The sequence below is a fragment of the Veillonella sp. ACP1 genome, from assembly GCF_000286635.1.
GTDB classification, from domain to species: domain Bacteria; phylum Bacillota; class Negativicutes; order Veillonellales; family Veillonellaceae; genus Veillonella; species Veillonella atypica.
Window position 1 is genome coordinate 105,095 of sequence record NZ_ALKL01000024.1, and the last position, 25,091, is coordinate 130,185.

The window sequence follows — 25,091 nt, forward strand, 5'->3', positions numbered from 1 at the left end:
AGACGGCACTGTACAAGTATGCGACTTTAGTAGTGTCTGTTAGTACATAGCGTAAAGAAACCCCTACACAAGCACAGCGACTTTAGTAGGACAAGGCCAATGGCCTTGTCCGTTAAGCTAGCTGGAGCGAGCATGTGTAGGGGTTTCTTTCGCTTTAAATTCTTATTCCTGCCGCATAGTTTTCATAGAGTTCTTTATAGTGACCACCACGCTCTATCAGTTAGTGATGTGTCCCTTGTTCTACAATGTGCCGTTTTCTACTACTAGTAGGATGAAATTTATTACTAAAAGTTTATTATCAATTAATAAGTGTTATGATTGAGTTTATATCATCTTATTAAAATTTTTGATATACTAAATAGGCATTTTTTTGCAATTTTTGTTTTGAAGTAGTAAGGAGAGTTTCTAATGAAGTTGAATTGGAAATTATTCGCACCGCTTGTAGTAGCTATTATTGTATGGCTCATCGGTGCTCCTGAAGGTCTTAGCGCAAATTCTTGGATTTATGTAAGTATTTTCGCAGGCCTTGTGGTAGGGTTGATTTTAGAACCAATCCCACCAGCTTTTATCGGTATCATTGCTGTTACCGTATCTATGTTGTTTAAGGTTGGTCCTGCCCCTGTGGTAGATAAAGCAACCGGTGTCGCTAAGGCGATTACTGATGCGCAAGCTATCAGCTGGGGCCTTAGTGGTTTCTCTAATGCCATTGTATGGTTGATCTTTGCCGCTTTCATGATTGGTATTGGTTATGAAAACTCTGGCCTTGGTCGTCGTATTGCATTGTTCCTCGTAGCAAAGCTTGGCAAGTCCTCTTTAGGTCTTGGTTATGCTATCGCTATTACGGACCTTGTATTGGCTCCATTTATTCCAAGTAATGCGGCTCGTTCTGGTGGTACCATTTATCCAATCGTATCTAGTATTTGTCCGATGTTTGACTCCTATCCAGATAAGAACCCTCGTAAAATTGGTTCCTATTTGAACTGGGTAGCGTTGGCAACTACATGTGTGTCTAGCTCTATCTTCTTGACTGGTGCAGCGCCAAATCCATTGGCTCTAGAATTGTCTGCTAAATCTGGTATCGTAGCGGCGAACTGGGGCACATGGTTCCTCGCATTCTTGCCAGTAGGTCTTATCTTGTTCATTATCACTCCGTTGTTGACCTATGTATTCTGCAAGCCAGAGGTGAAAGGTTCCCCTGAAATTGCAGCCTGGGCAAAGGATGAGTATAAGAAACTAGGCTCCATGACACGCAGTGAAATCTTCATGGCCTTAATTTCTGTATTGGCTCTTGTACTGTGGATTGGTGCTTCTACATTCAAAGTAAACCCTACAACAACAGCTTTGATCGTTATTATCTTGATGATTTTCACTAAGATTATGACATGGCAAGACTTCCTTGCTAACAAACCAGCATGGAATGTTTTGACTTGGTTTGCTACACTCGTACCTATGGCTTCTGGCCTTAAAAATGTAGGCTTCTTGGAATGGCTTGCTAAATCTGCTGGTGGTTCTTTGGTTTCTTTAGATCCTACAATGGCAGTTCTTGGTTTGTTATTAGCATTCTGCTTGCTTCGTTATTTCTTTGCTTCTGGCACTGCTTATGTAACAGCTATGGTAGGCTTGTTTGCTACTCTAATTCTTCAAATTCCTGGTGTTGATCCAGCTCAAGTTATGTTAATTCTGTTAGTACCGATGGGTATTATGGGTATCCTCACACCATATGGTACTGGTCACAGCCCAATCTGGTTTGCTAGTGGCTATAACAAAGGTCCTGAATTCTGGAAATTAGGTGCTATCTTTGGGATTATCTACCTCGCTATCTTTATCGTAGTGGGTATTCCATGGATTCAGTTCGTAATGCCACTTTTAGGCTAGTTTTAAAGCCCTAATATATCTCTCTGCGCTCCAGTTCTTCGCAAGTCGCTCGATAGATATATTAGGGCTTTTTCATACCTAAAATGAAACGCTAGATTGTGTTATAATAACGCATATAGAGGTTGCATATAAACGCGAGGTATATATGTCTATTCTTGAACGTACGATACAATCAGTAATATTTGAACTGGGTGCGATTTTAATCGGGATGCTAGTCATTGAATTTATTCCTCATGAGGGGCAACCATTGTTATTGATGATATTAATTTCGTTGACTGCAGTCATATGGAATTTCATATTTAACTGGATCTTTGATAAATTAGTACCAGGTGATCGATTGGTACGAGGTCCTGTAATTCGCACGATTCATGCTGTATTGTTTGAAGGTCTATTATTGGCGGCTACGGTGCCAATGATTATGTATATGATGAGTATCACTCTGTGGATGGCTTTTATTACAGATATTTCTATGACTTTGATTATCTTGGTGTATACCTATGTTTATAACTGGGTATATGATCGGGTACGTTTATTTTTTGTGAAAGCTTAATGCATGTATTTGAGGTAAGTACCTCTTGTAAAATTTATATCGTATAAGGGGAGGTTCTTATGTCTACAAAATCTATTACAGGCACCGGCCTTTTGTTGGCCGTAGCCTTGTTAGCGCAAAGTTTGCGTCTTATGTTTCCATTTATTCCAAATCAGATCAGTATGTTTCTTATTGGGTCTATCACATCGGCTACATTTGTGCTTGCCACATGGCGTTATGGATGGAAAAATGGTCTTGTTATTGCCTGGGTTGCGCCAGTTGTAGCACATTTACAAGGCATGTTACCATTGCCACCATTTATTTTTATTACAGGATTAGGCACGACAACCTATGTATTAGTCGCACATTGGTTGCAACATAAACCAAAACTTTTACTTATCATTGTGGCTTCATTGGTGAAAGCAGGTGTTCTATTTGGTGGATATTCGTTGTTTTTCTCTTTATTCCAACTTCCACCAAAGATTGTAAATGCCATGCTCTTTGTATCTAGTTGGCCACAACTTGTGACATCCTCATTAGGGATTATATTGGCATTGCTAATTATGAAACGTGTTAAATAGGTTTGATGGTTCTTTTATAATACATCAAATAGATAATAAAAAGGTGTTACACATCCTCGTTGTATTGATAACAGCTAGTACTGTTTCAATAGGGGATGTAGTAACACCTTTTTATATTTGATATTCTATTGTTTTTTCTTCATAGATTTAAGAATAAAACCACCCACAGTTCCGGTGATACCGAAACCTAAGAGCCCCATACCAATTGTATGCATTAAAATACTTGTTTGATTGTTTTTAGAGATTTCTTGTGCCGCTTGCATTGCACTAGTAGCTTTTTTGGCAATCTCCACATTGTTAGCTGATGGATCTGGAATAACAAATAAGATTACGATGGCAATAATTAAACTAATAATACCAGCAATGAATAAATACTTTCCACGTTGGTTTACTTTTTCCATAATATCCTCTCCTTTATATATTACGAAATAAGATATATAGTGTTCATCTTGATTATATCCTGTATGTATATAAATGTAAATTAATAATTCTGTATATGATTTTCATAATTAAGTACTTATGGAAGGTTAGTGAAAATGAAAAGGAAAAAGACAGTTTATGGTTTGTTTAAAAATAGAGATTTGATGTGGTTGAGATAATGTTCGAATTAATATTAAAATATATTTAAAAATACATAGAAACAACTAATTATTCAGCATCGTAAATGAATAGAAATATCTAGTGTTCATGATTAGTTCATGAAAATATAGTGAGGGCAATGCGTTTTGGATTTACTGTGCTTATTAAAATATTGATTATTTATAAGTAAATTGATGTATCGTATGAAAAGGGCACAAAATATTCTGATTTTAAAGCTCATCATAATAATTGATGAGTATATCAATATGGCATAGAAGAATGGCAATCATGCTATTTTTAATGTATATGAAGTGTTATTAATGAACTTTATATGGAAAAAAAGTCTTGTGCATATCGTAAAATTTTGATATGCTATGCAAGTAATTAACAATATAAATTTTTCTTAAACTAACTTAAATATAATTCTTTTGAGAGAGAAAATATGTTTAGGTCAGGCTAAAGAGAGAGGCGAGTAGAGAGACTGAAAAATTGTATTGTATATTGTTAAGGATTTTAATTTAGTGAGGGTGTAAGATGAGAGAAAACAGATATTCTAAAAAATTAGCATTTGCAGTATTAGCTGCTACAGCTGCTGTAGGCGTATCCGCAGTTGCTCCTGTTAGTGCGGCACCAATTAATACTGCTGATGGTTTAATTGTAACTAGTGATACACCAGTATCCAGCAATGTGGCAGTACCAACAACTGTAGTAACAGGTTCAGGTAATATTGCAGTAGGCCAACAAAATGAAGTGCGCAGCACATCTGGTTCCACTAGTGCATTTGGTAACCAAAACTATGTAAATGGACAAGATGCTAACGCTTTTGGTGATGGCAATGCAGCATTTGGCCGTTATGCACAAGTATTTGGTGACACAAATGAAGCAAATGGTAATCAAACAGTAGCATATGGTTATAACAACATTGTAGGTGAATTCCAAGCAGCAGCATCACCAACAGATTCCCATCGTGTGGATCCAACTACTGCAGCAAATCGTTCTGCTGCTGTTGGTGTACAAAATAAAATCGATGGTGGTGCAGAAAATGCAACAGCTTTTGGTGTAGGCAATACAGTATCTATTGCAGACCATTCTTTCCGAGATCGTACAAGCGATAATGAGCCAGATAGTGCTACGCGCCAAGCGGGTTCTTATGGCGCTAACTCTGTAGCTGTTGGTAATTCTAATTCTGTAAGTGGTGATGCAGCAATTGCTATTGGTAGCAAATCTCAAGCAACATTAAGCAATGCAACTGCTATTGGCAATACTGCGACTGCTAATCGCGTTGGAACTATAGCAATTGGTACACGTGCACAAGCAGGTGATTTTGTTGCTAATCCTAATGTCGCTACAGATGCTCAATTGGCTGGTAAATTGTCTGCTCGTCAAGATGGTGCAGATCGTGCCGTAGCTGTTGGTTATGAAAGTCGTGCTGTTGGATACAAATCTAATGCAATTGGATCTGGTGCATGGGCATTAGATAATCACTCTACCGCTATTGGTTCCTCTGCGCAAGCCACTGCCAACCATGCACAAGCTTTTGGTGCAGGTGCACAAGCGACAGGTGTGCGTTCTAATGTATTCGGTTCAGACGCTATTGCAAACGCAGATTATAGCATTGCTATTGGTAATAAAGCGAATGCATCTGTTGCAAATTCCATCGCATTAGGTGCTGATTCAACTACTCGTGCAGCAACTAGTGTAACTAATGGTGTTGTAGCAGGTCATACATTTGGTGGCTTTGCAGGTACAAATCCTGTTGGCTCTGTATCTGTTGGTAATACAAATGAAGTACGTCAAATTCATAATGTAGCAGCTGGTAAAATTTCCGCTGACTCCACAGACGCTGTAAATGGTAGCCAATTGTACTCCGTAGCAAATGATTTACAAACTCAAATTAACAACTCTACCCCAGGTGCCATCAACAATAACATTACTAACTTGACTAACCGTGTAGGCGACGTAGAACAACGCGTTAACAAAGTAGGTGCTGGTTCTGCTGCATTGGCTGCGTTACATCCATTAGACTTTAACCCAGATGATAAATGGACAGTAGCTGCTGGTTATGGTCACTACCATAATGCTAACTCTGCTGCATTGGGTGCTTTCTACCGTCCTAATGAAGACACAATGTTCTCCATCGGTAGCACAGTAGGTAATGGTAATCCTCAATTAAATGCAGGTGTATCCATTCGTCTTGGCAAACGTGCACCTGAATCTCGTTCCCGTGTAGCTATGGGCCGTGAAATTGCTGAATTGAACGCACGTCTTCAAGATATTGAAAATAAATACAATAACTTGTTACAAGTATTGAATCCACATGCAATCGATCCTAGCAAAACTGCTGAATTCCCAGATGTTCCTCGCAATCACTGGGCTTACCAATACATTAGCCAATTGGCTGGTAATGGTATCCTTGTTGGTTACCCTGATGGCACATTCAAAGGCGATGCAACAATGACTCGTTACGAATTCGCAACTATGTTGTACCGTGCTCTTCAAAACGGTGCACCTATCGATGATAACATGCGTCGTGCTATGGACGAATTCCAACCTGAATTACAAAATATTCGTCTTAACCATTACCGTGTTGACCGTATTTCTGGTGGCGATAATGACCGTCATAAAACAGAACGTGTTCGCGTTAACAACGAACCTAAAAACCAACGCGACGTATATGGTTCCCGTATTAGCCAATAATACATTGACTATAACTTCCCCTCGAGCTTGTGAAAGCTCCAAAACAGGATGTATCCTCGTGATGCATCCTGTTTTTGTTTTATTATAAAGATTATAAAACTTCATCAAATATTTATGTAGAATTATTGCATTTAGATACATATAGTAGTATAATTACATTCATGATAATAAATATACAGAATATATGTATAAAATATAAAAATAGTAGTTTGATAAAGATATAAAATGAGGGCAAGACAATGAAAGAATTCAGACAATTAACAGTAGAAGATACAGCGGAATACCATAAGGTTTTAATTGATGGTTATGCAGCTATTAAAGATTTTCCAATCACCTTTGATGCCATCGATTTTACCGAAGAAGAATCTAAAGAGTGGATTGAAAACTATCCTGTATATGGATTGTATATTGACGGACAATTAGTGAGCTCTATTACATTCTGCATGCCATGGGTTAAATACTCTACACCGGATAAATTTCCACATATTGCCCATTTCGTAACAGCACCAGCTTTCAAAGGCAAAGGCTATGCACGGGAAACACTTGGTTATGCAGAAGAGTTGTTAAAAACTCAATTTAAGACACCAGCTGTTACATTGGGGACGGCTAAAGAGCACCCATGGTTGCCTAAGATGTATGAATCCTTTGGATTTAAAGCTTATGATCAAGTACACTTTAGAGGAAAACAACATACAACGGTATTGTTTAAAAAAGACTTGATATAACTAATACATGCACCTCGTAAGGATATTCCTCATGAGGTGTATTTTTTTGTACAAGATAGTACAGGATTTTTACATTTGGATATATAATATATACATATATGTCATATCTATGCGTTCATTTTGAATGGTAGATGGTTTATTGAAAGGATGTGAGACTATGTTAGTCTTATCTGGTATTTTAGTGATGGTCATCGGTCTGATGCTGCGCTTTAATGCCTTGTTAGTTGTCGTAGCCGCAGGTTTTGTAACGGGCCTTGCAGGTGGTCTCAGTATCAACGATATCGTTGGTGCCATTGGGGAGGCTTTCGTTAAAAATCGTTATATGTCATTATTTATTTTGATTTTACCTGTTATTGGTCTTATGGAACGTCATGGCTTACGTGAACGGGCAGAAATTTTGATCGGCAAGATCAACGCTGCTACGGCTGGTCGTATCTTTATGATTTACTTATTTGTGCGCCAAGTCACTGTAGCTTTTGGTATTAACATGTCCGGTATGGTTGCCATGGTACGTCCGTTGATTGCACCTATGAGTGAAGCTGCAGTAGCTCAAGGTAGCCCAGTATCTCAACGTACTCTTGATAAGGTGCGTGGTGTAGCTGCTTCTGCAGATAATACAGGCAATTTCTTCGGTCAAAACTTGTTCCTTGCTGCTGGTGGGTTATTGCTTATCAAAGGTGTTATGGAACAATTAGGCTATTCTGTAGAGTTAACAGATATGGTGTTATACGGATTGCCAACTGCTGTTTGTGCCTATATCGTTAACTTCATTCGCTTTATTATCTTTGATAAAACAATTCAAGCCTCTGTAGCTCGTGACGAAGATGATATGAAAGCTGGTAAATTAGTACCTAATGAATTTAATATCCTTGTTACACCAGAAGAATTAAAGAAGGAGGCTGAATAATATGTTAGAACTTATCTATAAAATGCAGCCCTTAGATTATGTATATCTTCTTGTAGGGATTATTCTATTTATCTTTGCCATTCAATCATTTTTAGATAAAGAACATAAATATCGTATCGGTACAGGCCTATTCTGGCTCTTGTACAGCGTGTCCTTTATCTTTGGTTCTTATCTATCAAAGGAAATAAATGGCTGGCTCGTTATCGCCATGGCTGCTATCGTCTTGGTAAAACAACTCGGCAAAGGTCATTACTTTGAGTCTCCTATTGAATTCAAAAAAGGCGAAGCAGTTCGTATTGGTAATGTTATTTTCGTACCAGCGTTGCTTGTTGGTATCATCACATTTATCATTGGCTTCTTTACTAAATTAGGTGCTCTTGTAGGTCTTGGTATTGCCGCTATCATTGCAATGTGCGCTGCTCTTTACATCACTAAGGGTTCATTTAACCAAGGTTTCCATGAAGGTCGTCGTCTTATCGATGCTATCGGTTGGACTGCTATCTTGTCCCAATTATTAGCGGCCCTAGGCTATCTATTTAATTTGGCTGGCGTTGGTAAAATTATCTCCAGTGCTGTAGCTAGTGTGGTGCCTGCAGATAATGTATTTCTCGTAGTTGTAGCATACTGCATCGGTATGGTCATCTTCACAATGATCATGGGTAACGCTTTTGCAGCCTTTGCGATGATTACAAGTGCCATCGGTGTTCCAATGCTCGTTGTAGCTCATGGTGCAAACCCAGCTGCTATTGGTGCTATCGCAATGCTTGCTGGCTATTGCGGTACCTTGATGACACCTATGGCTGCCAACTTTAACATTGTACCGGTAGCGCTTCTTGAAATGCGTGATCAATACGGTGTTATTAAAGCTCAACTTCCAATTGCATTGATTATGCTCGTGTTGAATATCCTATTGATGTACTATTTTATTTAAGACCTTGTTCTGTGGATGAACAATCTTTTGAAATATCCTTATGAGGTGTTATGATGAAAACTATTTTAATTACTGGATTTGATCCATTTGGTGGCGAACCTATTAATCCTGCATGGGAAGCTGTAAAAACGATGGATGGTTATACTGATGGCGATTACAAGGTGGTAACTCAAATGGTGCCAACTGTACGTTATACTTCTGTTGATACTGTGAAAGCAGCTGCTGAAAAATGCCAACCAGACTTTATTCTATGTGTAGGTCAAGCAGGGGGCCGTCCAGATATTACGGTAGAACGAGTTGCTATTAACTGCGATGACTTCCGCATTCCAGACAATGCAGGCAACCAACCAGAGGATGAGCCAATCGTAGCTGATGGGCCTAGTGCGTACTTTGCTACATTACCTATTAAAAACATCGTCAATGCATTGCATCAAGCGAGCATTCCTGCAAAAGTTTCTAATACGGCTGGTACGTTTGTATGCAATCATTTGATGTATGGTGTGTGCCATTATGCGGCACAAAAGGGCAATATCAAGGCTGGTTTTATGCACATTCCGTACTTGCCATCTCAAGTGGTGGATAAACCAAATCAACCTAGCATGGCTGTTGAAACTGTACGTGCCACATTGGAAACCATCGTGCATGTATTGGCTCATGGTGAAAGCTACAAGGCACAAGATATTAACTATACAACACCTCATGAATAGGCGGTATCTTTAATACGTGTATCGCATGTTATATAGTATGATGATGCGGTGTAGAGAATATAGATTCATATATTTTGTTTGTGTATAGATGAGAGTGGGTTATCTCTATGAATAAAAAATTAGTAGCAAGTTTAGTTTCTTGTTTTGTATTGGGTTCTGTCAGTGCCTATGCAGCCAATCCATTTAGTGATGTAGAGCCTTCTAGTTGGGCCTATCAATCAGTAGAACAATTGGCATCTGCCGGCATTATTAATGGTTATCCAGATGGGACTTTCAAAGGCAATAAAGATATTACACGCTATGAAATGGCTCAAATGGTAGCAAAAGCCATGGCGAATCAAGACCGCGCTAATGCAGAACAACAAGCTATGATCAATCGCTTGGCCGATGAATTTAGTAATGAACTCAATACATTGGGCGTGCGTGTAGCAAAATTAGAAGATCAAGTGGGTAATGTGAAGGTAACAGGAAATTATCGTTTACGCTATCGCGGCAGCCAATTGAAAAATGATGCGTATGCTTATGGAAAGCATTCCTCCTTTGATTATCGGGCGCGTGTGATTTTTAATGCTAAGGTCAATGATAAAACCGATGCCGTTGTTCGTGTACAAGGTTCCGGTGAGCTCGGCAATAGCAATGCTAATATAGCTCAAGTAAATCTTGCCTATGTAGATCATCATTTTGGCAAGGACACAACATTGCGCGTAGGTCGTCAACTCTATACGCCTGCACTAGGGCTCATGTATGATGACCTCATCGATGGGGCGCGCCTCATGTATAAACATGGTAAGCTAGATGTATCCGCTAGCTATGGTTACTGGTGGGGTGGTGCAGGTACGTACCAAAATAAGGAAAACACTATCTCTGCAGCTATGCTAGAAGTGAAAGGTAAACTTAACAAACATGTTACCCTTGGCGGTATGTATGGCCGATTCCATAATGGTAAATTATACCAAGGTCAAGACATTGATGCGGTTACAGGTAAACAAGTTAAATCCTTTATCGATTCCCCGTACAAAAATATTTGGGGCCTTAACGCGAATATGAACTTCAACCGTTGGAACGTATTCGGCGAATGGCTTACAGCACCAGGCATATCCAATTCCCAAGCTTGGATGGCTAGTGTAGGTTATGGTAATTACAATATTAGTAAAGCGCGTACTTATAGCGTACGTGGTCAATATTACTATGAAGAAGCTAACTCGCCTGTCTTCAGTAGTGCCTTTGCACCGGCCTATAGCTTCTACAATCAACACTATGTGGATACTAAGGGCGTTGCTCATGTACGTAATGGTTTTAAAGGCTTTGTAGCTAATGTAAACTACGTACCATTCCAAAATGTATCCATCGGTGCTTACTATGGCTTCGGCAATAAAGACATGGACGGTAATAAATTAGGTGATTACTGGCGTACAGACGTGAACTTTATGTTCTAATCTCAGAACGTCCTATATATGTGGTTCCAAAATTAGTACAGGCTTGTAGTAATCTAAGAATGCCTATATATGTACTTCTAGAATTAGAACAGGCCTGTACTAATTCTAAGAAAGGATATATAGGGGTACTAAAAAATAGAACAGGCCTGTTCTATTTTTTAGAAGGGGTTGTACAAAATGTAATAAGAGGCTGTCATTATTGACAGCCTCTTTTGCTATTGTTGAGGTATATTAGGATGCATGAAATTGATGTATTTTTCGTCGAGTAAACGTATGAAATAAGCAGATCGTTGTTGGATATAGGATTCTAAAATATCTAATTTTGCATCTGTTAGTATATCTGATGGGATACGATTAAATTTAAATTCTAATAATGGTGTTAACATGGCACGGTGCGAATCGTGAAGATATAATTTTGCCAATGTATCAAAGGAGAGTCCCCAAAAACTGATGTCTTTTACAGCATCTAAATCTGAGTATTCATCATCAGTTACATTGTAGAATAATGAGTTGCCATGATCAAAGAGAGGGGCAGGTCCTAGAATACGGCTGCTTTCATTATCGATGAGGACACCAAAATTATTGAGATGTCGGTCTGTGTTATGAATGAGTGCATCAAATACCATCATATCAGAAAATGGGATAATACCGTACAAGCTAGCTATATCGTGCTGCTTATCATATAACATGAGTTCATCCCGAGAAATTGGTTCATTTAAGAGCCCAGATATAGGCATATATCCAATCTGTTCTGATGTGAATAGAGGACAAGCACTGACTAGTTGATTATGGAATGTAGTGAGTTTATATTCCACATGTGCTAAGCCCATAGCTGCTGCAATTTGACTAGCATATACTTCGTTGAGTGCCTCAAGCCCTCCATTGGCATAGCGTGGTGTTGAACCTTTATATAAATAAATGACATCATTTTCACGATGCCAACACTTACGGAGCATGCCGTTTGTTGTGTATTCTGGGGTCGTCACAATCCCTTGTATATGACTATCTTTGCCTGTGAAAGCGATGACTGCCACAATTTCGCTAAATGGATTGTCGTATAAATTAACATCTGACCATGAAATAGTGGAATGAGTCGGTTTGACCCAATATGTATCATTTAGAGATAGACCATAGGTTACATCTAAATATCGATATGGATTTTCTGTATCTGAAATGGCATCTAATAAATTCTCAACAAATGCACGATTATTTGGAATCTTACGTTGTAATAACCAATTTTTTAGTCCTTTTATGGTAGGTTGCATATTTATTGGCAATGTCGCATTATCTATGATTGTTAAATCAGAAATATCCATGCGAACCAATGTGGTTAAGTTGACAACATCTTCGTGCCTCTCTATGCAAAACTGCACGAGATGGGTATCCTTGTTGAGTAATACATACTCCATATGAATCCTCCTTTCCTTTGAGTTTTATATATGCTCATTATAGCATAAGAAAAAACCTTTCTATGGATGTAGTTACAACTCAGATTATCTGAGTTTATTAGCTTTTAGATTGGATGCTATAATAAACAATATAAAGTTGTTTACGGAGAGTAATGATAATGTATGAAATTGTAAATGAATCTAATTTAACAATAGCATTTGATATGGATACACAACTATCTCCTTTTGGAGCCTTTTGTATTTATATCAAACAAGGGAATCATTGTTGCTCAGCTATCATTGATACCGGTGATTGGTGGGGGATACATAGAGGTTATAATGAGCTTGTCGACATGAATCAAACTTGTAAAGGAAAAGCTAGTTTTCGCCATTATCTGAGTAACGGTGGCAATAAACTTATATTTACATTAGATTTCAAAGGTGGTCTTAATATCAATGTTGTTATATGTGAGTATAATTACGAGTGTAAGATGACTATTGAAAGCTTAGACCAAACGTATTTACCCAAGTTTATTGAGTTTTTCAAAGTTTTTCTTGAGCGAGAACCTAAAGAAATTTAGTTTATATTGCATAAATCAAAAAAATTATTGAAGTAGGCATATAATAGCTATATATTTTATAAATTAGTACACGCCTGTACCAATTTCAAAGTAGCTTATATATGTGGTTTCAGAATTAGAACAGGCCTGTTCTATTTTGTAGAAGGGGATGTATTCGAGCCCCTATCTCCTAATGTTCTATAATTTAGCAATTAAAAAGAGTCGCACCATATGATGCGACTCTTTTTCTGTACCCAGTTTCTATATACAATTATTTTGTAACAACTTTAAGATCTACAGGGATTTTAGCATCTACAGCTTCGCCTTTGATAACTTTTTGAGCTGTATCGATAGCGATTTTACCCATTTGGTCTGGTTGTTGAGCAATTGTTGCAGCCAATGTGCCGTCTTTAACAGCTTTGTCTGCATCAGCAGTACCGTCAAAGCCTACGATGAAGATTGTTTTGCCTGCGGATTTAGCTGCTTGGATAGCGCCCAATGCCATTTCGTCGTTATGAGCGAAGATAGCTTGTACGTCTGGGTTAGCTTGCAAGATATTTGTTGCTACGTTCAAACCTTTTGTGCGGTCGAAGTCAGCACTTTGTTTTGCTACTACTGTTAAGTCTTTGTCAGCTACGTTGTGGAAACCTTGGCCACGTTCACGAGTTGCGGAAGCACCAGGGATACCTTCGATTTCAGCTACTTTTGCAGCTTTGCCAACTTTATCAACGATTAGTTGAGCTGCCATTTCGCCGCCTTTTACGTTATCGGAAGCGATGTGAGCAACGACTTTGCCTTTGTCAGCAGAGCGGTCAACAGTGATTACAGGAATGTTTTTAGCATTTGCTGCTTCTACAGAAGTAGAGATCGCTGCAGAGTCTACAGGGTTGATGATCAATACGGATACGCCGCTTTCAATTAAGTCGGAAATATCATTTGCTTGTTTTGCAGGGTCATTTTGAGCATCAACGATTTTAACTTTAAGACCAAGCGCTTTAGCTTGAGCCTCAACGCCTTCTTTCATAGATACGAAGAATGGGTTGTTCAATGTGGAAACAGAGAAGCCGATAGTGCCGGATTTTTTGTCGCCGCCGTTATCAGCGCTTTTACCACAGCCTGCTACAAGACCGATAACCATAACGGCCATCGCCAACAGTAACAATAGTTTTTTCATAGGAACCTCCTAGGCTTTCTTACGGTCTGCAAGAACAGCCAGTAAAATAACAATACCTTTTACAACTTGTTGATAGAAACTGGAAACGTCGAGAATATTTAACCCATTGTTGAGGGTACCAATAATTAGGGCACCAATTAATGTGCCAACGATATGACCACGACCACCAGCAAGGCTTGTGCCGCCAAGAACTACTGCTGCGATAGCGTCAAGTTCGTAGCCTGCACCTGCTGTAGGTTGTGCAGAGTTAAGACGAGAAGTGATGATTGCACCAGCGATAGCACAGAGCATACCAGTCAAGGCATACACGAAGATTTTAATGCGGTCAATCTTGATACCAGCAATGTAACTAACCTTTTCGCTACCACCTACGGCGTATGTTTTACGGCCTAAGGATGTGCGGCTCAATACGAACCAGAGGATGATGAAAGCAAGGAACATTGTGATAGCTGGAACTGGAAGGCCTGCAATATCCCCTTGGCCAAAGCCGTGGAATAGAGGATCTTGTGTAAGACCAGAGATTGGGTTACCGTCTGTGAATACTAGTGTCGCACCACGGTAGATTGTCATGGTCGCCAAGGTAGCGATAAATGGAGCTACGCGGCCATAAGTAATAACGAGACCGTTAATACCGCCCAATACAAGGCCTGCACCGGCGGCTAATACAATAGCTAATACAGGGTCAGTACCAGTTACGATGAGGTTGGCCATTACTGCACTAGAGAGGGCAAGGATGGAACCAACGGATAAGTCGATACCGCCAGTTAAGATGACGAAGGTCATACCAAAGGCGATGATCGCATTGATGGATACTTGGCGCAACAAGTTACGCAAGTTAGAGAATTCAAGGAAACTGTCGTTCATGACAGAGATAATGATAAATAATAGGATAAGGCCGATGAGGGGGCCTAATTTTTTTACATATTGTAGAGCTTTGCTGTCCATTATTGTCCTCCTGTGGCTAATGTCATAATCGATTCTGGTGTTGCATCGCAGCGGTCCAAGATACCTGCTACGCGACCTTCATGAATGACCATAACGCGGTCGCTCATGCCTAGCACTTCCGGTAACTCAGAGGACACCATGATAATGGACACACCATCGTTCGTTAATTCGTTCATTAAATCATAAATATCACGTTTCGCACCGATATCGATACCACGTGTCGGTTCGTCCATGATGATGATGGATGGCTTTTTACCAACCCATTTCGCGATAACCACTTTTTGTTGGTTACCACCAGATAGGGACGATGCCGGTTCATGAATAGATTGTGTTTTAACGCCTAGCTTTTTAGATAATTCGTCAGCAAAGGAATTGAGCTTGCCCTTATCCAGCACATGAGATGGACAAATGTCGCCAAGGTTCGGCAATGTAATATTGGAACCGATGGAGAAATCGAGGATCAAGCCTTCGCTCTTTCTATTTTCTGTGATGAAAGCAATGCCAGCTTTAATGGCATCTTCTGGTTTTTTACAGTTGAGAATGGAACCGTTAACTGTTACGGTACCGCCATTATGTTTATCTACGCCGAAGATAGCGCGCATAATTTCTGTACGGCCCGCGCCCATAAGGCCTGCGACGCCGAGGATTTCGCCTTTGCGCAAGGAGAAGGAGATTTCGTTGTCGAAACCTTCTGGTTTGAGGTTATCGACGCTCATCACAACTTCGCCTGGTGTAGTTGTACGAGCAGGATAGAACTCGTCGATAGAACGACCTACCATGTGGCGTACTACTTCGTCTACAGAAATCTCAGCCGTTGGTTTTGTAATGATGGTGTGACCATCACGCATAACCGTGATGGTATCGCATTCGCTAAATACCTCTTCCATACGGTGAGAGATATATACGATAGCCACGCCGCGGGCTTTCATTTTGCGCATCATTTTGAACAATGTCGCCGTTTCACGCTCTGTTAGGGCTGCTGTCGGTTCGTCCATGATGACAACCTTTGCATCTAACATCAAGATACGAAGAATTTCCGTCATCTGTTGGTGACCGACGGAGCAAAGACCTGCTTCTGTTGTGAGCGGCAATTCGATACCTAGTTCGCGGCACGTATTTTGTGCTTCTTCGAGCATCGCTTTTTTATCGAGCATACCGAATTTATTGCGCTTTGGTCTCATTAAATATAGATTTTCTAACAATGTTAGATTTGGCCAAATGTTGAGCTCTTGGTGGATGAAAGCTACACCGTTTAGCTCGGCTTCTCTCGGGTTCGAGAAGGTCCGCTCTACGCCGTCGATGGTGATTTTACCAGCATCTGCCTTGTGAATGCCCGTAAGGATATTCATAAGGGTGGACTTGCCGGCGCCGTTTTCTCCCATCAAGGCGTGAACCTCGCCCTCCTTGAGGGTAATACTTACATCGCGCAGTACTTGGTTTGTACCAAATGCCTTTGCAATGCCTGACATAACAATTTCCATAACTACTCCTATATGACTTGTGAAAGTATCTCTTAATTTATTGCTCTAGGGACGATCGCTAAAAATACAATCGGCGCGCAAGATAATGTTCGCATAGGGAGATGCTTCACCAGTTCTAATAATGCATTTGCATTGTTTTGTTGCTTCTTTGAAAGCTTCATGGCTCGTTTCAACCCATTCGTATTGATTGGATGGGAAGGTAGACTCCAAGAAGTCATAAGCTTCAGGATTATGTTCTTTAATTTCCTTTGCCACATAAACAGCTTCGGATTTCATATGCTTAGCGATGATGGATACCACTTGCTCAAAGCTTGGTACACCAAAATCTAAGGCTAAGTCAATCTTTTGAACCCCTTCAGGTACGGGTAGACCACAATCAGAAATACAAATCGTATCGGTATGACCAAGATCTGCAAGAACCTTGGCAATATGACTATTTAAAATACCGTGTCGTTGCATATAAATTCCTTTCATTCCAATGAATGAGGCTGCTAAAGCCTCGTTCATTGTTCCTTTTATTATATAGAGGTCGAAAGTATTCGTTATTAGGTAAATGTTTGTTGGAGCTGACTAGGACTTTCAAAGCGACTTTGGCCCTGCGAAGGCCGTAGGCCGTAGTCAGACCCGGCCGGTGGAGCTTTTAAAGTCCTAGTCAGCTCCCCACTATTTATCTGATAAGAATGCGTCGACCTCATCCTTCGTAGGCATGCCACCTTGGGCGCCTAAACGTTGGATGGAGAGGGCCGCAGCTGCGTTACCGTAGTGCAATGCGTCGGCTAAGCTTTTACCATTAACGATAGCTGTTGCGAAGGCACCGTTGAAAGTATCGCCTGCACCGGTTGTATCTACTGGTTTAACCTTGAAGCCGGATACGGTGTGGATTTCGCCGTTGTCAGCATAGCCTACACCTTTACTGCCAAGAGTAACGATAATCTTGTTTTCATTAGCTAATAATGTTTCCTCTGTAGTTTTGTTAGGGTAGAGTGCCGATAATTCGTGCTCGTTTGGTGTAATATAGGTTGCTAGTTCCAACCATTCAGGATTGAGATCAGCTGCCGGAGCCGGATTTAAGAGGACTTTCACATTAGCCTCGTGACAACGACGAACGATGTATTCAATAGTTGGAATAGGAATCTCATTTTGCACCATTACGAGATCTGCTTGCTCGATAGCAGGCCAAGCATTATCGACTACAGACTGGTCTACCTTAGCATTAGCACCAGCGATGACAATAATGCTATTGTCGCCTTCAGCTAACGTGATATGAGCAGTACCTGTTGTCGTATCTGGGACAGTGACGATATAGTCCGTATTGATATGATTTTCTTTGAGGTTATCCAAAATCATTTGTCCATATGCATCTTGACCGATGCAGCCTACCATGGTAACCTCTGCGCCTAGGCGAGCGGCAGCAACCGCTTGGTTTGCACCTTTGCCACCGTGAGCGATGTGCAATTCGTTGCCCATAATTGTTTCGCCTGCTGCGGGACGTTTATCCGCGAGGACCACAATATCCATGTTGCAACTACCTATAACAACAATGCGATTCATGATATCTCCTTACCTGTTTATTAGTGTATCTTAATTCTGTTATTAGTATAGCGTAAATAACGTTGTTTATCTACATAAATAACCATAAATTTTGGGAATAAAAAAACGGTATACACTTTCTAAAAAGAAAAATGTATACCGAAGTTATTATATGTAATTATAGACCATTTATAATATTAATATTAGGTTAGTCTAATTGATGTATCCTTTTATCAATACTATTAAAAGTTTCCTCTATGGTTGTTGTACGTCCTTGAATGATATCATTTTGTCCTTCTACTAGAGCGGTTAATATTTCTAACTGGGCTTTTAATTTATTATATGTTTTACTTTCTAGGATGATTGTATCATTTGAATTTCCCATAGATATCTCCTAATATATGGTAGTTTATAAAAATGATGGTTTATCGTAGTGTGTACCCGGTTCACCCACACCAATGCTGGCACGGCTGAATGGCGTTTCATCTTCAACGTGTAGGATATCATACACGGCTTTTACCACAGCTTCTCGTGTAACTTGTGCATCATTGAAAGGAGCCCCTTCAGGGATTAATTCATAATTCGTATTTTCCATGTCATTATAAAGCCAAGGTAGACGTAAAATCGTGTAGTTTAAGTTGGATTCGCGTAATACGTTGCGCGCCTGACGTTCGCCTTGCACATAGCTAATTGGTAGACTATCGAAGGTAAATTTTTCTAAAGCTGTTGGAAATTCACCAGATAAGCCAGCCATGGATAAGCCGATGATACGACGAATGTTTTGGCGAGCAAGTGCTTTCACAATCGCTGCCATATCACTGCCCGTTTCCATAGCACTAAGGAATACGACTTCTGTATTCTTAACGGCTTCCTCTAATTTTTTAGGATTTTGAAAGGATCCTTCGATAACGGTTATCCGTTCGTGTTCTAAAATTTCCGGATGAATGCGTGTGCTCAATTGACGTCCATATAAAGTAATGTGCATATCTGTATATGTTAATAACGTCGCCGTTAAGCGTTGTGCAATTTGGCCTGCAGCGCCTAAGATTGTAATATATTTGTACATGTAGACCTCCTATGTCCTAGGCATAAGTATTTATATGCATTATATCACAACTATATGACGAGAAAGTGAGAATAACAATTTAATTAATAGCTAGAATTTCTTTTGTTGTTCTTAGTTGCGCAAATCGATTTCTCCAAATTTTTTCTTTGTAAAAGGATAAGATTTGATCGGCAGATAGATGGATGTTGTCAAAGGTTGAAATCGCATCTTCGACGATGGTGATTTTATAACCATATTCAAAGCCTACTTTCACAGATGTATCAATGCAAAATTCCACTTGCATTCCTACAAATGTTAAATCGGTAATATTTTTTCGGTTTAAATATTCCTTTAATTCAGTGTCCTTGAAGATGCTATTGTAATATTTATTGAAAATCTTTTCGTTTTCTTGAGGCTTTAATTCGTGATAGACTTGCCAATTATCGCTACCTGTTGCTAATAAACCTTCAGCTTCAGAGTGTCTGATAAAAATGACTTCTATATTTTGATCTCTGAAATGTTGAATGATTGCTTTTGTATTTATGATAAAATTTTTTGTATTGAAAGGATTTTCTTTAACTAAGCCTTCTTGTATGTCGATTACGATTAATGCTTGTGCCATGATGGATTTCCTTTATTAAAGATAAATTATATGTATTACATGGATGTAATTAGAATTTATTATATTAGTTATTAAATTATTGTCGATTTCTTCGTATATAAGTATCTATGCGCATTATATCACAAGTATATAACAAGAAAAGGAAGAAAGCAGTATCATATATGTTGATAGTAATTTGGGAAAAGCTGTAAAATTTGATGTTGAATTTACATGATAATTTAACTACAATAATAATAAGATATTTGAAAAATGAGTGTTATATTACTAAAGTTTTTTTGAGGTGATGGTATGCCGAATATAAAACCGATTTCAGATTTACGTAATTATTCTGAAGTATTGCGTGATGTTGCTATAGATAGTCCTGTATTCTTAACTAAAAATGGTAGAGGCCGATATGCAATTATGGATATTCAAGATTATGAACGTGTAATGGCTACGATAAAACTTATGGGCGCTTTAGAGACAGGTCGCAAATCTGGTGAAGAACAAGGGTGGATTTCATCAGAGCAACTAAAGAGTGAATTGGGGATTTAACTATGGATCATCAAATTAGTTATGCACCAAAAGCACGAGAAGATTTGCTTAAAATAAAATCCTTTATAGAAGAAGAAACCGGGGATATTGAGTTAGCTAAGAAAACTATTTCGGATATAGTGACTACGAATGATTCTTTAAGAGCTTTTCCAGAAATGGGACAGCGATTATTGATAAACATGGGAAGTAAAATTGAATATAGATATTTGCTTTGTCATAATTATTTAAGTTTTTACCGTTATTTAGATCGGACTATTTATATTGATAGAATATTAAATAGTAGACGTGATTATCTTAAAATACTATTGGATGAAGTACATTAGTTTTTAAAGGCACCATCATTAATAGATGGTGCTATAAAATGATTTTAATAGTAACATGAAGATGCGTGAACACTCTTTATAATTTGAATGCATTGTGATTTAATGATATAAAAGTAAGATTTTATTTAATTTTAATCTGTAATTGAAAGAGAGAAGGCATTCATTATAAAATTATTTGGAGGGAACTAACATGAAATTTCTAGATCAATTGGGAGATGCGGTAAAGGACGTAAAAGAATTAGCTAAATCCAAGGCTAGTGTTGTGAAAGATTTAACTGCTGACGCAGCGCAAGAAGTAAAGGTATTGGCTAAAGAAAAGGCGGCAGATGTAAAGGCTAAATCCGCTGATGCGGCGCAAGAAGTAAAGGGCTTAGTTAAGGAAAAGGCGGCGGATGTAAAGGCGAAATCGGCTGATGCAGCACATGATGTAAATGAATTGGTAAAAGCAAAGTCTGCAGATGTGGCAAAAGATTTAGAAGCTACCCTTAAGGTAAAGGCTGAAGAGCTAAAACAAAAGGCTAGAGAAGTAAAAGATATAACTGCTGATGCGGCTAAAGATATTACTGAAACCGTTAAAGAAAAATCTGCAGGGGCGGCAAAAGATATTAGAGCGAAAGTTGCTGAAACAACTAGCGAAGATAAAACTTCAGGAAAATAAAAATGAGAATGACTTAATATTTCTTAGTTGGGTATTAAGCCATTCTTATTCTATTTTTAACACCAAGAGAACAGGTAGATCTAGATTTTAGCTATTTAATTGATTTAGCATGTATTGATAATAGATTAAGACGAATCAGGCTATACTTGATTTGGGTATTAAGAAATCTTTCTAGGAGGACATCATGGATTTAAAAGAAGTAAACTTACTTTCAAAAGAAATAAGAAATAAATATTTTGAACTAGAAAAAGAGATACATGGTTCTGTTTGGTCGGTAGAAGAAGATGCGTTGGCATTTTTAACTGATGCGGGCTTAGTGGGGCGATTGACTATGGATAATCAAGGTCGTTGGCCTAGTGCAGACAAAGAATTGTTACCATCTAAAATCGGTGAATGTGTATGGTGGTTAGCAATCCTTGCGGAACGCATGGATCTAAGCTTTGAGGAATGTGTAGAAACGTTTCTCACTGAAAGATTAAAAAATCTGAAGTGAGTTTATATAAGTCGAGATATTACTTTTAACCGTCATGCGTGCAAAAGTCCTCGAAGAGTGATAAAATATAGATTATATATTCATTTTTAGAAAAGAGGCTATTATGGAACGGATAAAGGATCTCGTGTACACCCATGATCAGGGTGGACAGTTTAGATGGGTAACGGTGAGCACCTTAATGCTTGCGTTGGGTACAATTTTGCACTTGGTGAGCCCTAGTTTTGCAGGAATTACACCAAACTGGATGATTGCAGCGTATTGCGTAGCGATTTTGCTGACAAAGCCAAGTGTTTCTCAAACATTAGGGATTGGTTTAGTAGCGGCCTTGATTGAGGTGTTGACATCAAAATCTGGTTTCCCATATGGTAACTTGTTATCCGAACCAGCTGGTGCATTGGTGATAACATTTATTTCTCGTACCATGACATCTATGAAAATCGGTAAAATTGGTTCCTTTGAAATCACGCCGATTGTAGGTTCATTCTTTACGACTGTTGTATCTGGTGGTATTTTTGTTACGTTATTATGGCAAATTGCAGGCTTGCCTAATAATGTATATCTTTATGCTATGTGGCCTCTTGTGTTAGTGGTAGCGGCTGTAAATGCAGCGATTACACCAGTGTTGTACATTCCGGCTCAAAAGATGTTCGCTAAGCGAGGCATGTTGCCTACCGGTAATTCAGAATCTAGTAATCATAGTCATTTGGTGATCAATCCTGAACGAGAAGCGAAGATTTCCATTGAGCATTTGAACTATTACCATCCTAAGGCGACTGCGCCTACGTTAAAGAACATTAACCTCGATGTGCATGATGGTGATTTCCTTGTTGTAACAGGTCCTGCCGGTTGTGGTAAAAGTACGCTTTGCATGGCCATGGTTGGGGCGGTGCCAAAATTTTATGGCGGTCGTCTAGAAGGTATGGTATTCGTAGATGGTAAGGCTACAACGCAATTATCGATTCCTGAGTTAGCAAATCATGTTGGCGTTGTTCTTGCCGATTATGATACACAACTCGTAACGATGACGGTTCGCGAAGAAGTAGCCTTCGCTATGGAAAACCGTGGTTACGATCGAGCAACCATCGATGCTCGTTGTGCAGAGGTGTTTAAACAAGTTGGTATTGAAGGCCTTGAGGATCGTAAAATTACGAGTTTGTCAGGCGGTCAACGTCAACGTTTGGCGATTGCTTCTGTGTTGGCAACCAATCCCTCTGTCCTCATTCTTGATGAACCAACGAGTTCTCTTGACCCAGATGGGACAGCCGAACTATATCGCCTCGTTGGTGATTTAAACCGCAATCATGGTATCACTGTTGTGGTTATCGACCATGATTTGCATGCCGTATTGCCATATGCTAATCGCATGGCGCTTATGGTGGATGGTGAAATCGTATGTGATAGCGATGTGGCTACAACATTGGAATACATGTACAATCATAATATTTATGTAGAAGCATTGCCATCCGTATTTACAACGTATATGGAATTGGAAAAGGCTGGTTATCATAGCGATGAACCTTGGCTTAGTATCGAATCGGCTATTAAGGGCCTTCATCACATCGAAATGGCTAAGGCCATCGATCGTTCTCGTTATGAACATACAAGTGATGCTGGTGAAAGCCAAGTCCAATATAGTAATCATGTAGGTGAAAGTACAGGAGGTGGCGCACATGCTTAAGGTAGAAAACTTACGATTTGGCTATGTGCCTACCGTAGATATTTTTAGAAATGTAAACTTTACCATTCGTGAAGGCGAATTTATTGCCGTTGGTGGTAAAAATGGTTGTGGTAAAACGACGATTACCCGTCTCTTAGTAGGCCTCGAAAAGGCTGCTGAAGGCCACATCCGTTATAACGGCAAGGATATTACATCTATGCCACCATCTAAACGCGGCCAATTTATTGGGTATGTATTCCAACAACCAGATCGCCAAATGTTTAGACCTACTGTGGCTACAGAGGTGGCGTTTGGTCCTGAATCCTTGGGACGTTCTAAAGACGAGGTTACACACATTGTGGACGAAGTGTTAGATCGCTGTGGTATCAGTCATTTGCGTGACGAGTATCCGCCTACATTGCGTCGCGGTGAAAAGCAACGCGTTGCTATTGCATCGGCGTTGGCGATGCAGTCCAAAATCCTCATCCTCGATGAACCTACAAGTGGTCAAGATGGGAAGGAAACAAAAGAATTGTTAGCCTTGCTCCGTCAGTTGAATAGTGAAGGCATTACGATTTTATTGATTACTCATGACATGGAAATCATGGCGGCTGAATGTTCTCGTGCCATCATCATGGGCCATCGGACTGTGTCCTTTGATGGTACACCAGAAGAATTATTTTCAAAATCTACCGATGAATTACATGATCTTGGTCTTACAAAACCACCAAGTGTAGAGCTTTCACAAGCGGTACCAGGACTAGGCTACTGCAAATCGATGGATGAATTACGGACGCGCCTTATCGCGCAATTGGCAGAATAGGAGGGGACCATGGAACGATTAGTACCATTAACAAAAATTTTGATGACCCTCGCTGTATCCGTATGGGCCATTTTCTTAAGAGACTGGATGTCATTGATGGCATTGGTTGTTGTAGAATTAGTAGCGCTCTTGTTGATCGGCTTATTATGGAAACAATACAAGGCCGTATTTGCTTTAATCGTATTCGCCATATTCTTAGGCGTTGTTCAATACTTAGGTAGCGGAGACGTTGTATCTGCTGTTGTATCCGGCCTTCGCATGTTAGCCATGACGCTTGTATTTATTGCACTCTTGGCAACGACGAAGTTACAAGATTTAACAGCGGCCCTCGTAACACAATGTAAAATTCCTTATGAATATGCATTTATGTTTACTGCAGCTCTTCGCTTTGTACCTGATTTTATTGGTGAAAGCAAGGCTGTACAAGAGGCGCAATCCTGCCGAGGTCTTTCTTTAGAAGGCAATATCTTTAAACGCATGAAATCCTATGGTTCTGTTATCCAACCATTGCTGCTAAAATCCTTAGGCCGTTCTGAAACGATGGCATTGTCCTTGGAACTTAGAGGCTTTGGTGGCAAGACACATAGCTTTGCCGCATCCGTAGGCCTTAAACTATTAGACTATATAGTCATTGTTGCGTTAGTTGTAGTTACGCTTATTCTATTTGGTGTACTGTAGAGATATAATTGACTATCTTCTATTACTAGTCAGTGTTTTATATTTATGATATACTACAAATAGGTAGTGAAGCGTACAAAATTACCTACAATATAACAAAAAAAGGACGAGTTGCAGCTCGTCCTTTTTCTTGCTTATTTTTTTGTCTTATTGTTGAGCCAATAGTTATAGGTAGTTACAACTAAAGCTACAATAAGCGGGGCAAGCAAGGTA

The 25,091-nt window shown here is 39.4% G+C and carries 27 protein-coding genes; 17 read left to right on the forward strand and 10 right to left on the reverse strand.

Annotated features, from left to right (window positions below; all coding sequences use genetic code 11):
- Positions 1 to 408: 408 nt before the first annotated feature.
- The 3 genes from HMPREF1151_RS08590 (at position 409) to HMPREF1151_RS08600 (ending at position 2,985) form a co-directional block, all read left to right on the forward strand.
- On the forward strand, positions 409 to 1,875 hold the full coding sequence (locus tag HMPREF1151_RS08590; RefSeq protein ID WP_005381470.1) for a DASS family sodium-coupled anion symporter: 1,467 nt from the start codon (positions 409 to 411) through the stop codon (positions 1,873 to 1,875).
- A gap of 145 nt (positions 1,876 to 2,020) precedes the next feature.
- Entirely contained in the window at positions 2,021 to 2,425 is a 405-nt protein-coding gene (locus HMPREF1151_RS08595; protein WP_009661857.1) for a PACE efflux transporter, read from the forward strand.
- 59 nt (positions 2,426 to 2,484) lie between these two features.
- A complete protein-coding gene (locus tag HMPREF1151_RS08600) occupies positions 2,485 to 2,985 on the forward strand; it encodes a hypothetical protein (protein WP_005381468.1) in 501 nt (166 codons plus the stop codon).
- A 125-nt stretch (positions 2,986 to 3,110) separates the two neighbouring features.
- Here the strand turns inward: HMPREF1151_RS08600 and HMPREF1151_RS08605 are convergent, their stop codons facing one another.
- A complete protein-coding gene (locus HMPREF1151_RS08605; RefSeq protein WP_005381441.1) occupies positions 3,111 to 3,386 on the reverse strand; it encodes a membrane protein in 276 nt (91 codons plus the stop codon).
- Positions 3,387 to 4,098: 712 nt separating this feature from the next.
- On the opposite strand from HMPREF1151_RS08605, the gene HMPREF1151_RS08610 reads away from it, so the two are divergent.
- From HMPREF1151_RS08610 to HMPREF1151_RS08635, 6 genes are all read left to right on the forward strand, one after another.
- Positions 4,099 to 6,261: an S-layer homology domain-containing protein gene (locus HMPREF1151_RS08610; protein WP_009661710.1), complete on the forward strand. Its 2,163-nt coding sequence runs from the start codon at positions 4,099 to 4,101 to the stop codon at positions 6,259 to 6,261.
- 239 nt (positions 6,262 to 6,500) lie between these two features.
- Positions 6,501 to 6,986 (forward strand): GNAT family N-acetyltransferase, encoded by a 486-nt coding sequence (locus HMPREF1151_RS08615; RefSeq protein ID WP_009661765.1) that lies wholly within the window; start codon positions 6,501 to 6,503, stop codon positions 6,984 to 6,986.
- A gap of 157 nt (positions 6,987 to 7,143) precedes the next feature.
- On the forward strand, positions 7,144 to 7,893 hold the full coding sequence (locus tag HMPREF1151_RS08620; RefSeq protein ID WP_009661736.1) for a DUF969 domain-containing protein: 750 nt from the start codon (positions 7,144 to 7,146) through the stop codon (positions 7,891 to 7,893).
- A gap of 1 nt (position 7,894) precedes the next feature.
- On the forward strand, positions 7,895 to 8,824 hold the full coding sequence (locus tag HMPREF1151_RS08625; RefSeq protein ID WP_005381544.1) for a DUF979 domain-containing protein: 930 nt from the start codon (positions 7,895 to 7,897) through the stop codon (positions 8,822 to 8,824).
- A gap of 53 nt (positions 8,825 to 8,877) precedes the next feature.
- On the forward strand, positions 8,878 to 9,531 hold the full coding sequence (gene pcp / locus HMPREF1151_RS08630; RefSeq protein WP_038141567.1) for a pyroglutamyl-peptidase I: 654 nt from the start codon (positions 8,878 to 8,880) through the stop codon (positions 9,529 to 9,531).
- A 107-nt stretch (positions 9,532 to 9,638) separates the two neighbouring features.
- Positions 9,639 to 10,967 (forward strand): S-layer homology domain-containing protein, encoded by a 1,329-nt coding sequence (locus tag HMPREF1151_RS08635; protein ID WP_009661760.1) that lies wholly within the window; start codon positions 9,639 to 9,641, stop codon positions 10,965 to 10,967.
- 215 nt (positions 10,968 to 11,182) lie between these two features.
- Here the strand turns inward: HMPREF1151_RS08635 and HMPREF1151_RS08640 are convergent, their stop codons facing one another.
- A complete protein-coding gene (locus HMPREF1151_RS08640; protein WP_009661762.1) occupies positions 11,183 to 12,376 on the reverse strand; it encodes a protein kinase in 1,194 nt (397 codons plus the stop codon).
- Between the two features lie 158 nt (positions 12,377 to 12,534).
- Here HMPREF1151_RS08640 and HMPREF1151_RS08645 point away from each other — a divergent pair, with 158 nt between their 5' ends.
- A complete protein-coding gene (locus HMPREF1151_RS08645) occupies positions 12,535 to 12,936 on the forward strand; it encodes a hypothetical protein (RefSeq protein ID WP_038141571.1) in 402 nt (133 codons plus the stop codon).
- A gap of 250 nt (positions 12,937 to 13,186) precedes the next feature.
- Here HMPREF1151_RS08645 and rbsB read toward each other — a convergent pair whose 3' ends face one another.
- The 8 genes from rbsB to HMPREF1151_RS08685 form a co-directional block, all read right to left on the reverse strand.
- On the reverse strand, positions 13,187 to 14,089 hold the full coding sequence (gene rbsB, locus HMPREF1151_RS08650; protein ID WP_009661879.1) for a ribose ABC transporter substrate-binding protein RbsB: 903 nt from the start codon (positions 14,087 to 14,089) through the stop codon (positions 13,187 to 13,189).
- 9 nt (positions 14,090 to 14,098) lie between these two features.
- Complete coding sequence (gene rbsC, locus HMPREF1151_RS08655; protein WP_009661706.1) at positions 14,099 to 15,034, reverse strand: ribose ABC transporter permease; 936 nt, start codon at positions 15,032 to 15,034, stop codon at positions 14,099 to 14,101.
- Complete coding sequence (locus tag HMPREF1151_RS08660; RefSeq protein ID WP_009661806.1) at positions 15,034 to 16,515, reverse strand: sugar ABC transporter ATP-binding protein; 1,482 nt, start codon at positions 16,513 to 16,515, stop codon at positions 15,034 to 15,036. Before HMPREF1151_RS08660 ends, rbsC begins: the two co-directional genes overlap by 1 nt.
- 45 nt (positions 16,516 to 16,560) lie before the next feature.
- Positions 16,561 to 16,974, reverse strand: coding sequence for a D-ribose pyranase (rbsD, locus tag HMPREF1151_RS08665; protein WP_009661732.1), 414 nt, complete (start codon positions 16,972 to 16,974; stop codon positions 16,561 to 16,563).
- Between the two features lie 204 nt (positions 16,975 to 17,178).
- Complete coding sequence (rbsK, locus tag HMPREF1151_RS08670; RefSeq protein ID WP_009661829.1) at positions 17,179 to 18,066, reverse strand: ribokinase; 888 nt, start codon at positions 18,064 to 18,066, stop codon at positions 17,179 to 17,181.
- Between the two features lie 187 nt (positions 18,067 to 18,253).
- Positions 18,254 to 18,430 (reverse strand): hypothetical protein, encoded by a 177-nt coding sequence (locus tag HMPREF1151_RS08675; protein ID WP_009661851.1) that lies wholly within the window; start codon positions 18,428 to 18,430, stop codon positions 18,254 to 18,256.
- 24 nt (positions 18,431 to 18,454) lie between these two features.
- Positions 18,455 to 19,111: an NAD(P)H-binding protein gene (locus tag HMPREF1151_RS08680; RefSeq protein WP_005381558.1), complete on the reverse strand. Its 657-nt coding sequence runs from the start codon at positions 19,109 to 19,111 to the stop codon at positions 18,455 to 18,457.
- 79 nt (positions 19,112 to 19,190) lie between these two features.
- The gene (locus tag HMPREF1151_RS08685) at positions 19,191 to 19,712 is read right to left on the reverse strand and encodes a cysteine hydrolase family protein (RefSeq protein ID WP_005384462.1); all 522 of its coding nucleotides are present in this window, start codon (positions 19,710 to 19,712) and stop codon (positions 19,191 to 19,193) included.
- A 288-nt stretch (positions 19,713 to 20,000) separates the two neighbouring features.
- Between HMPREF1151_RS08685 and HMPREF1151_RS08690 the strand changes: the two genes are divergently transcribed.
- The 7 genes from HMPREF1151_RS08690 (at position 20,001) to HMPREF1151_RS08720 (ending at position 24,878) form a co-directional block, all read left to right on the forward strand.
- A complete protein-coding gene (locus tag HMPREF1151_RS08690; RefSeq protein WP_005381552.1) occupies positions 20,001 to 20,246 on the forward strand; it encodes a type II toxin-antitoxin system prevent-host-death family antitoxin in 246 nt (81 codons plus the stop codon).
- A gap of 2 nt (positions 20,247 to 20,248) precedes the next feature.
- Complete coding sequence (locus tag HMPREF1151_RS08695; RefSeq protein WP_005381530.1) at positions 20,249 to 20,569, forward strand: type II toxin-antitoxin system RelE/ParE family toxin; 321 nt, start codon at positions 20,249 to 20,251, stop codon at positions 20,567 to 20,569.
- A 190-nt stretch (positions 20,570 to 20,759) separates the two neighbouring features.
- The gene (locus HMPREF1151_RS08700; RefSeq protein WP_009661825.1) at positions 20,760 to 21,227 is read left to right on the forward strand and encodes a hypothetical protein; all 468 of its coding nucleotides are present in this window, start codon (positions 20,760 to 20,762) and stop codon (positions 21,225 to 21,227) included.
- Between the two features lie 184 nt (positions 21,228 to 21,411).
- Positions 21,412 to 21,720, forward strand: a complete 309-nt coding sequence (locus HMPREF1151_RS08705) for a MazG-like protein (RefSeq protein WP_009661758.1) — start codon at positions 21,412 to 21,414, stop codon at positions 21,718 to 21,720.
- A gap of 103 nt (positions 21,721 to 21,823) precedes the next feature.
- On the forward strand, positions 21,824 to 23,398 hold the full coding sequence (locus HMPREF1151_RS08710; RefSeq protein WP_009661753.1) for a tryptophan transporter: 1,575 nt from the start codon (positions 21,824 to 21,826) through the stop codon (positions 23,396 to 23,398).
- The gene (locus HMPREF1151_RS08715; protein WP_009661873.1) at positions 23,391 to 24,200 is read left to right on the forward strand and encodes an energy-coupling factor ABC transporter ATP-binding protein; all 810 of its coding nucleotides are present in this window, start codon (positions 23,391 to 23,393) and stop codon (positions 24,198 to 24,200) included. The genes HMPREF1151_RS08710 and HMPREF1151_RS08715 overlap by 8 nt, the downstream gene beginning before the upstream one ends.
- A 9-nt stretch (positions 24,201 to 24,209) precedes the next feature.
- Entirely contained in the window at positions 24,210 to 24,878 is a 669-nt protein-coding gene (locus HMPREF1151_RS08720) for an energy-coupling factor transporter transmembrane component T (protein WP_009661785.1), read from the forward strand.
- Positions 24,879 to 25,091 lie beyond the last annotated feature (213 nt).

Coding starts and splice junctions, on each gene's coding strand:
- HMPREF1151_RS08590 (WP_005381470.1), top strand. CDS start 409: ATGAAGTTGAATTGGAAATTATTCGCACCGCTTGTAGTAGCTATTATT.
- HMPREF1151_RS08595 (WP_009661857.1), top strand. CDS start 2,021: ATGTCTATTCTTGAACGTACGATACAATCAGTAATATTTGAACTGGGT.
- HMPREF1151_RS08600 (WP_005381468.1), top strand. CDS start 2,485: ATGTCTACAAAATCTATTACAGGCACCGGCCTTTTGTTGGCCGTAGCC.
- HMPREF1151_RS08605 (WP_005381441.1), bottom strand. CDS start 3,386: ATGGAAAAAGTAAACCAACGTGGAAAGTATTTATTCATTGCTGGTATT.
- HMPREF1151_RS08610 (WP_009661710.1), top strand. CDS start 4,099: ATGAGAGAAAACAGATATTCTAAAAAATTAGCATTTGCAGTATTAGCT.
- HMPREF1151_RS08615 (WP_009661765.1), top strand. CDS start 6,501: ATGAAAGAATTCAGACAATTAACAGTAGAAGATACAGCGGAATACCAT.
- HMPREF1151_RS08620 (WP_009661736.1), top strand. CDS start 7,144: ATGTTAGTCTTATCTGGTATTTTAGTGATGGTCATCGGTCTGATGCTG.
- HMPREF1151_RS08625 (WP_005381544.1), top strand. CDS start 7,895: ATGTTAGAACTTATCTATAAAATGCAGCCCTTAGATTATGTATATCTT.
- pcp (WP_038141567.1), top strand. CDS start 8,878: ATGAAAACTATTTTAATTACTGGATTTGATCCATTTGGTGGCGAACCT.
- HMPREF1151_RS08635 (WP_009661760.1), top strand. CDS start 9,639: ATGAATAAAAAATTAGTAGCAAGTTTAGTTTCTTGTTTTGTATTGGGT.
- HMPREF1151_RS08640 (WP_009661762.1), bottom strand. CDS start 12,376: ATGGAGTATGTATTACTCAACAAGGATACCCATCTCGTGCAGTTTTGC.
- HMPREF1151_RS08645 (WP_038141571.1), top strand. CDS start 12,535: ATGTATGAAATTGTAAATGAATCTAATTTAACAATAGCATTTGATATG.
- rbsB (WP_009661879.1), bottom strand. CDS start 14,089: ATGAAAAAACTATTGTTACTGTTGGCGATGGCCGTTATGGTTATCGGT.
- rbsC (WP_009661706.1), bottom strand. CDS start 15,034: ATGGACAGCAAAGCTCTACAATATGTAAAAAAATTAGGCCCCCTCATC.
- HMPREF1151_RS08660 (WP_009661806.1), bottom strand. CDS start 16,515: ATGGAAATTGTTATGTCAGGCATTGCAAAGGCATTTGGTACAAACCAA.
- rbsD (WP_009661732.1), bottom strand. CDS start 16,974: ATGCAACGACACGGTATTTTAAATAGTCATATTGCCAAGGTTCTTGCA.
- rbsK (WP_009661829.1), bottom strand. CDS start 18,066: ATGAATCGCATTGTTGTTATAGGTAGTTGCAACATGGATATTGTGGTC.
- HMPREF1151_RS08675 (WP_009661851.1), bottom strand. CDS start 18,430: ATGGGAAATTCAAATGATACAATCATCCTAGAAAGTAAAACATATAAT.
- HMPREF1151_RS08680 (WP_005381558.1), bottom strand. CDS start 19,111: ATGTACAAATATATTACAATCTTAGGCGCTGCAGGCCAAATTGCACAA.
- HMPREF1151_RS08685 (WP_005384462.1), bottom strand. CDS start 19,712: ATGGCACAAGCATTAATCGTAATCGACATACAAGAAGGCTTAGTTAAA.
- HMPREF1151_RS08690 (WP_005381552.1), top strand. CDS start 20,001: ATGCCGAATATAAAACCGATTTCAGATTTACGTAATTATTCTGAAGTA.
- HMPREF1151_RS08695 (WP_005381530.1), top strand. CDS start 20,249: ATGGATCATCAAATTAGTTATGCACCAAAAGCACGAGAAGATTTGCTT.
- HMPREF1151_RS08700 (WP_009661825.1), top strand. CDS start 20,760: ATGAAATTTCTAGATCAATTGGGAGATGCGGTAAAGGACGTAAAAGAA.
- HMPREF1151_RS08705 (WP_009661758.1), top strand. CDS start 21,412: ATGGATTTAAAAGAAGTAAACTTACTTTCAAAAGAAATAAGAAATAAA.
- HMPREF1151_RS08710 (WP_009661753.1), top strand. CDS start 21,824: ATGGAACGGATAAAGGATCTCGTGTACACCCATGATCAGGGTGGACAG.
- HMPREF1151_RS08715 (WP_009661873.1), top strand. CDS start 23,391: ATGCTTAAGGTAGAAAACTTACGATTTGGCTATGTGCCTACCGTAGAT.
- HMPREF1151_RS08720 (WP_009661785.1), top strand. CDS start 24,210: ATGGAACGATTAGTACCATTAACAAAAATTTTGATGACCCTCGCTGTA.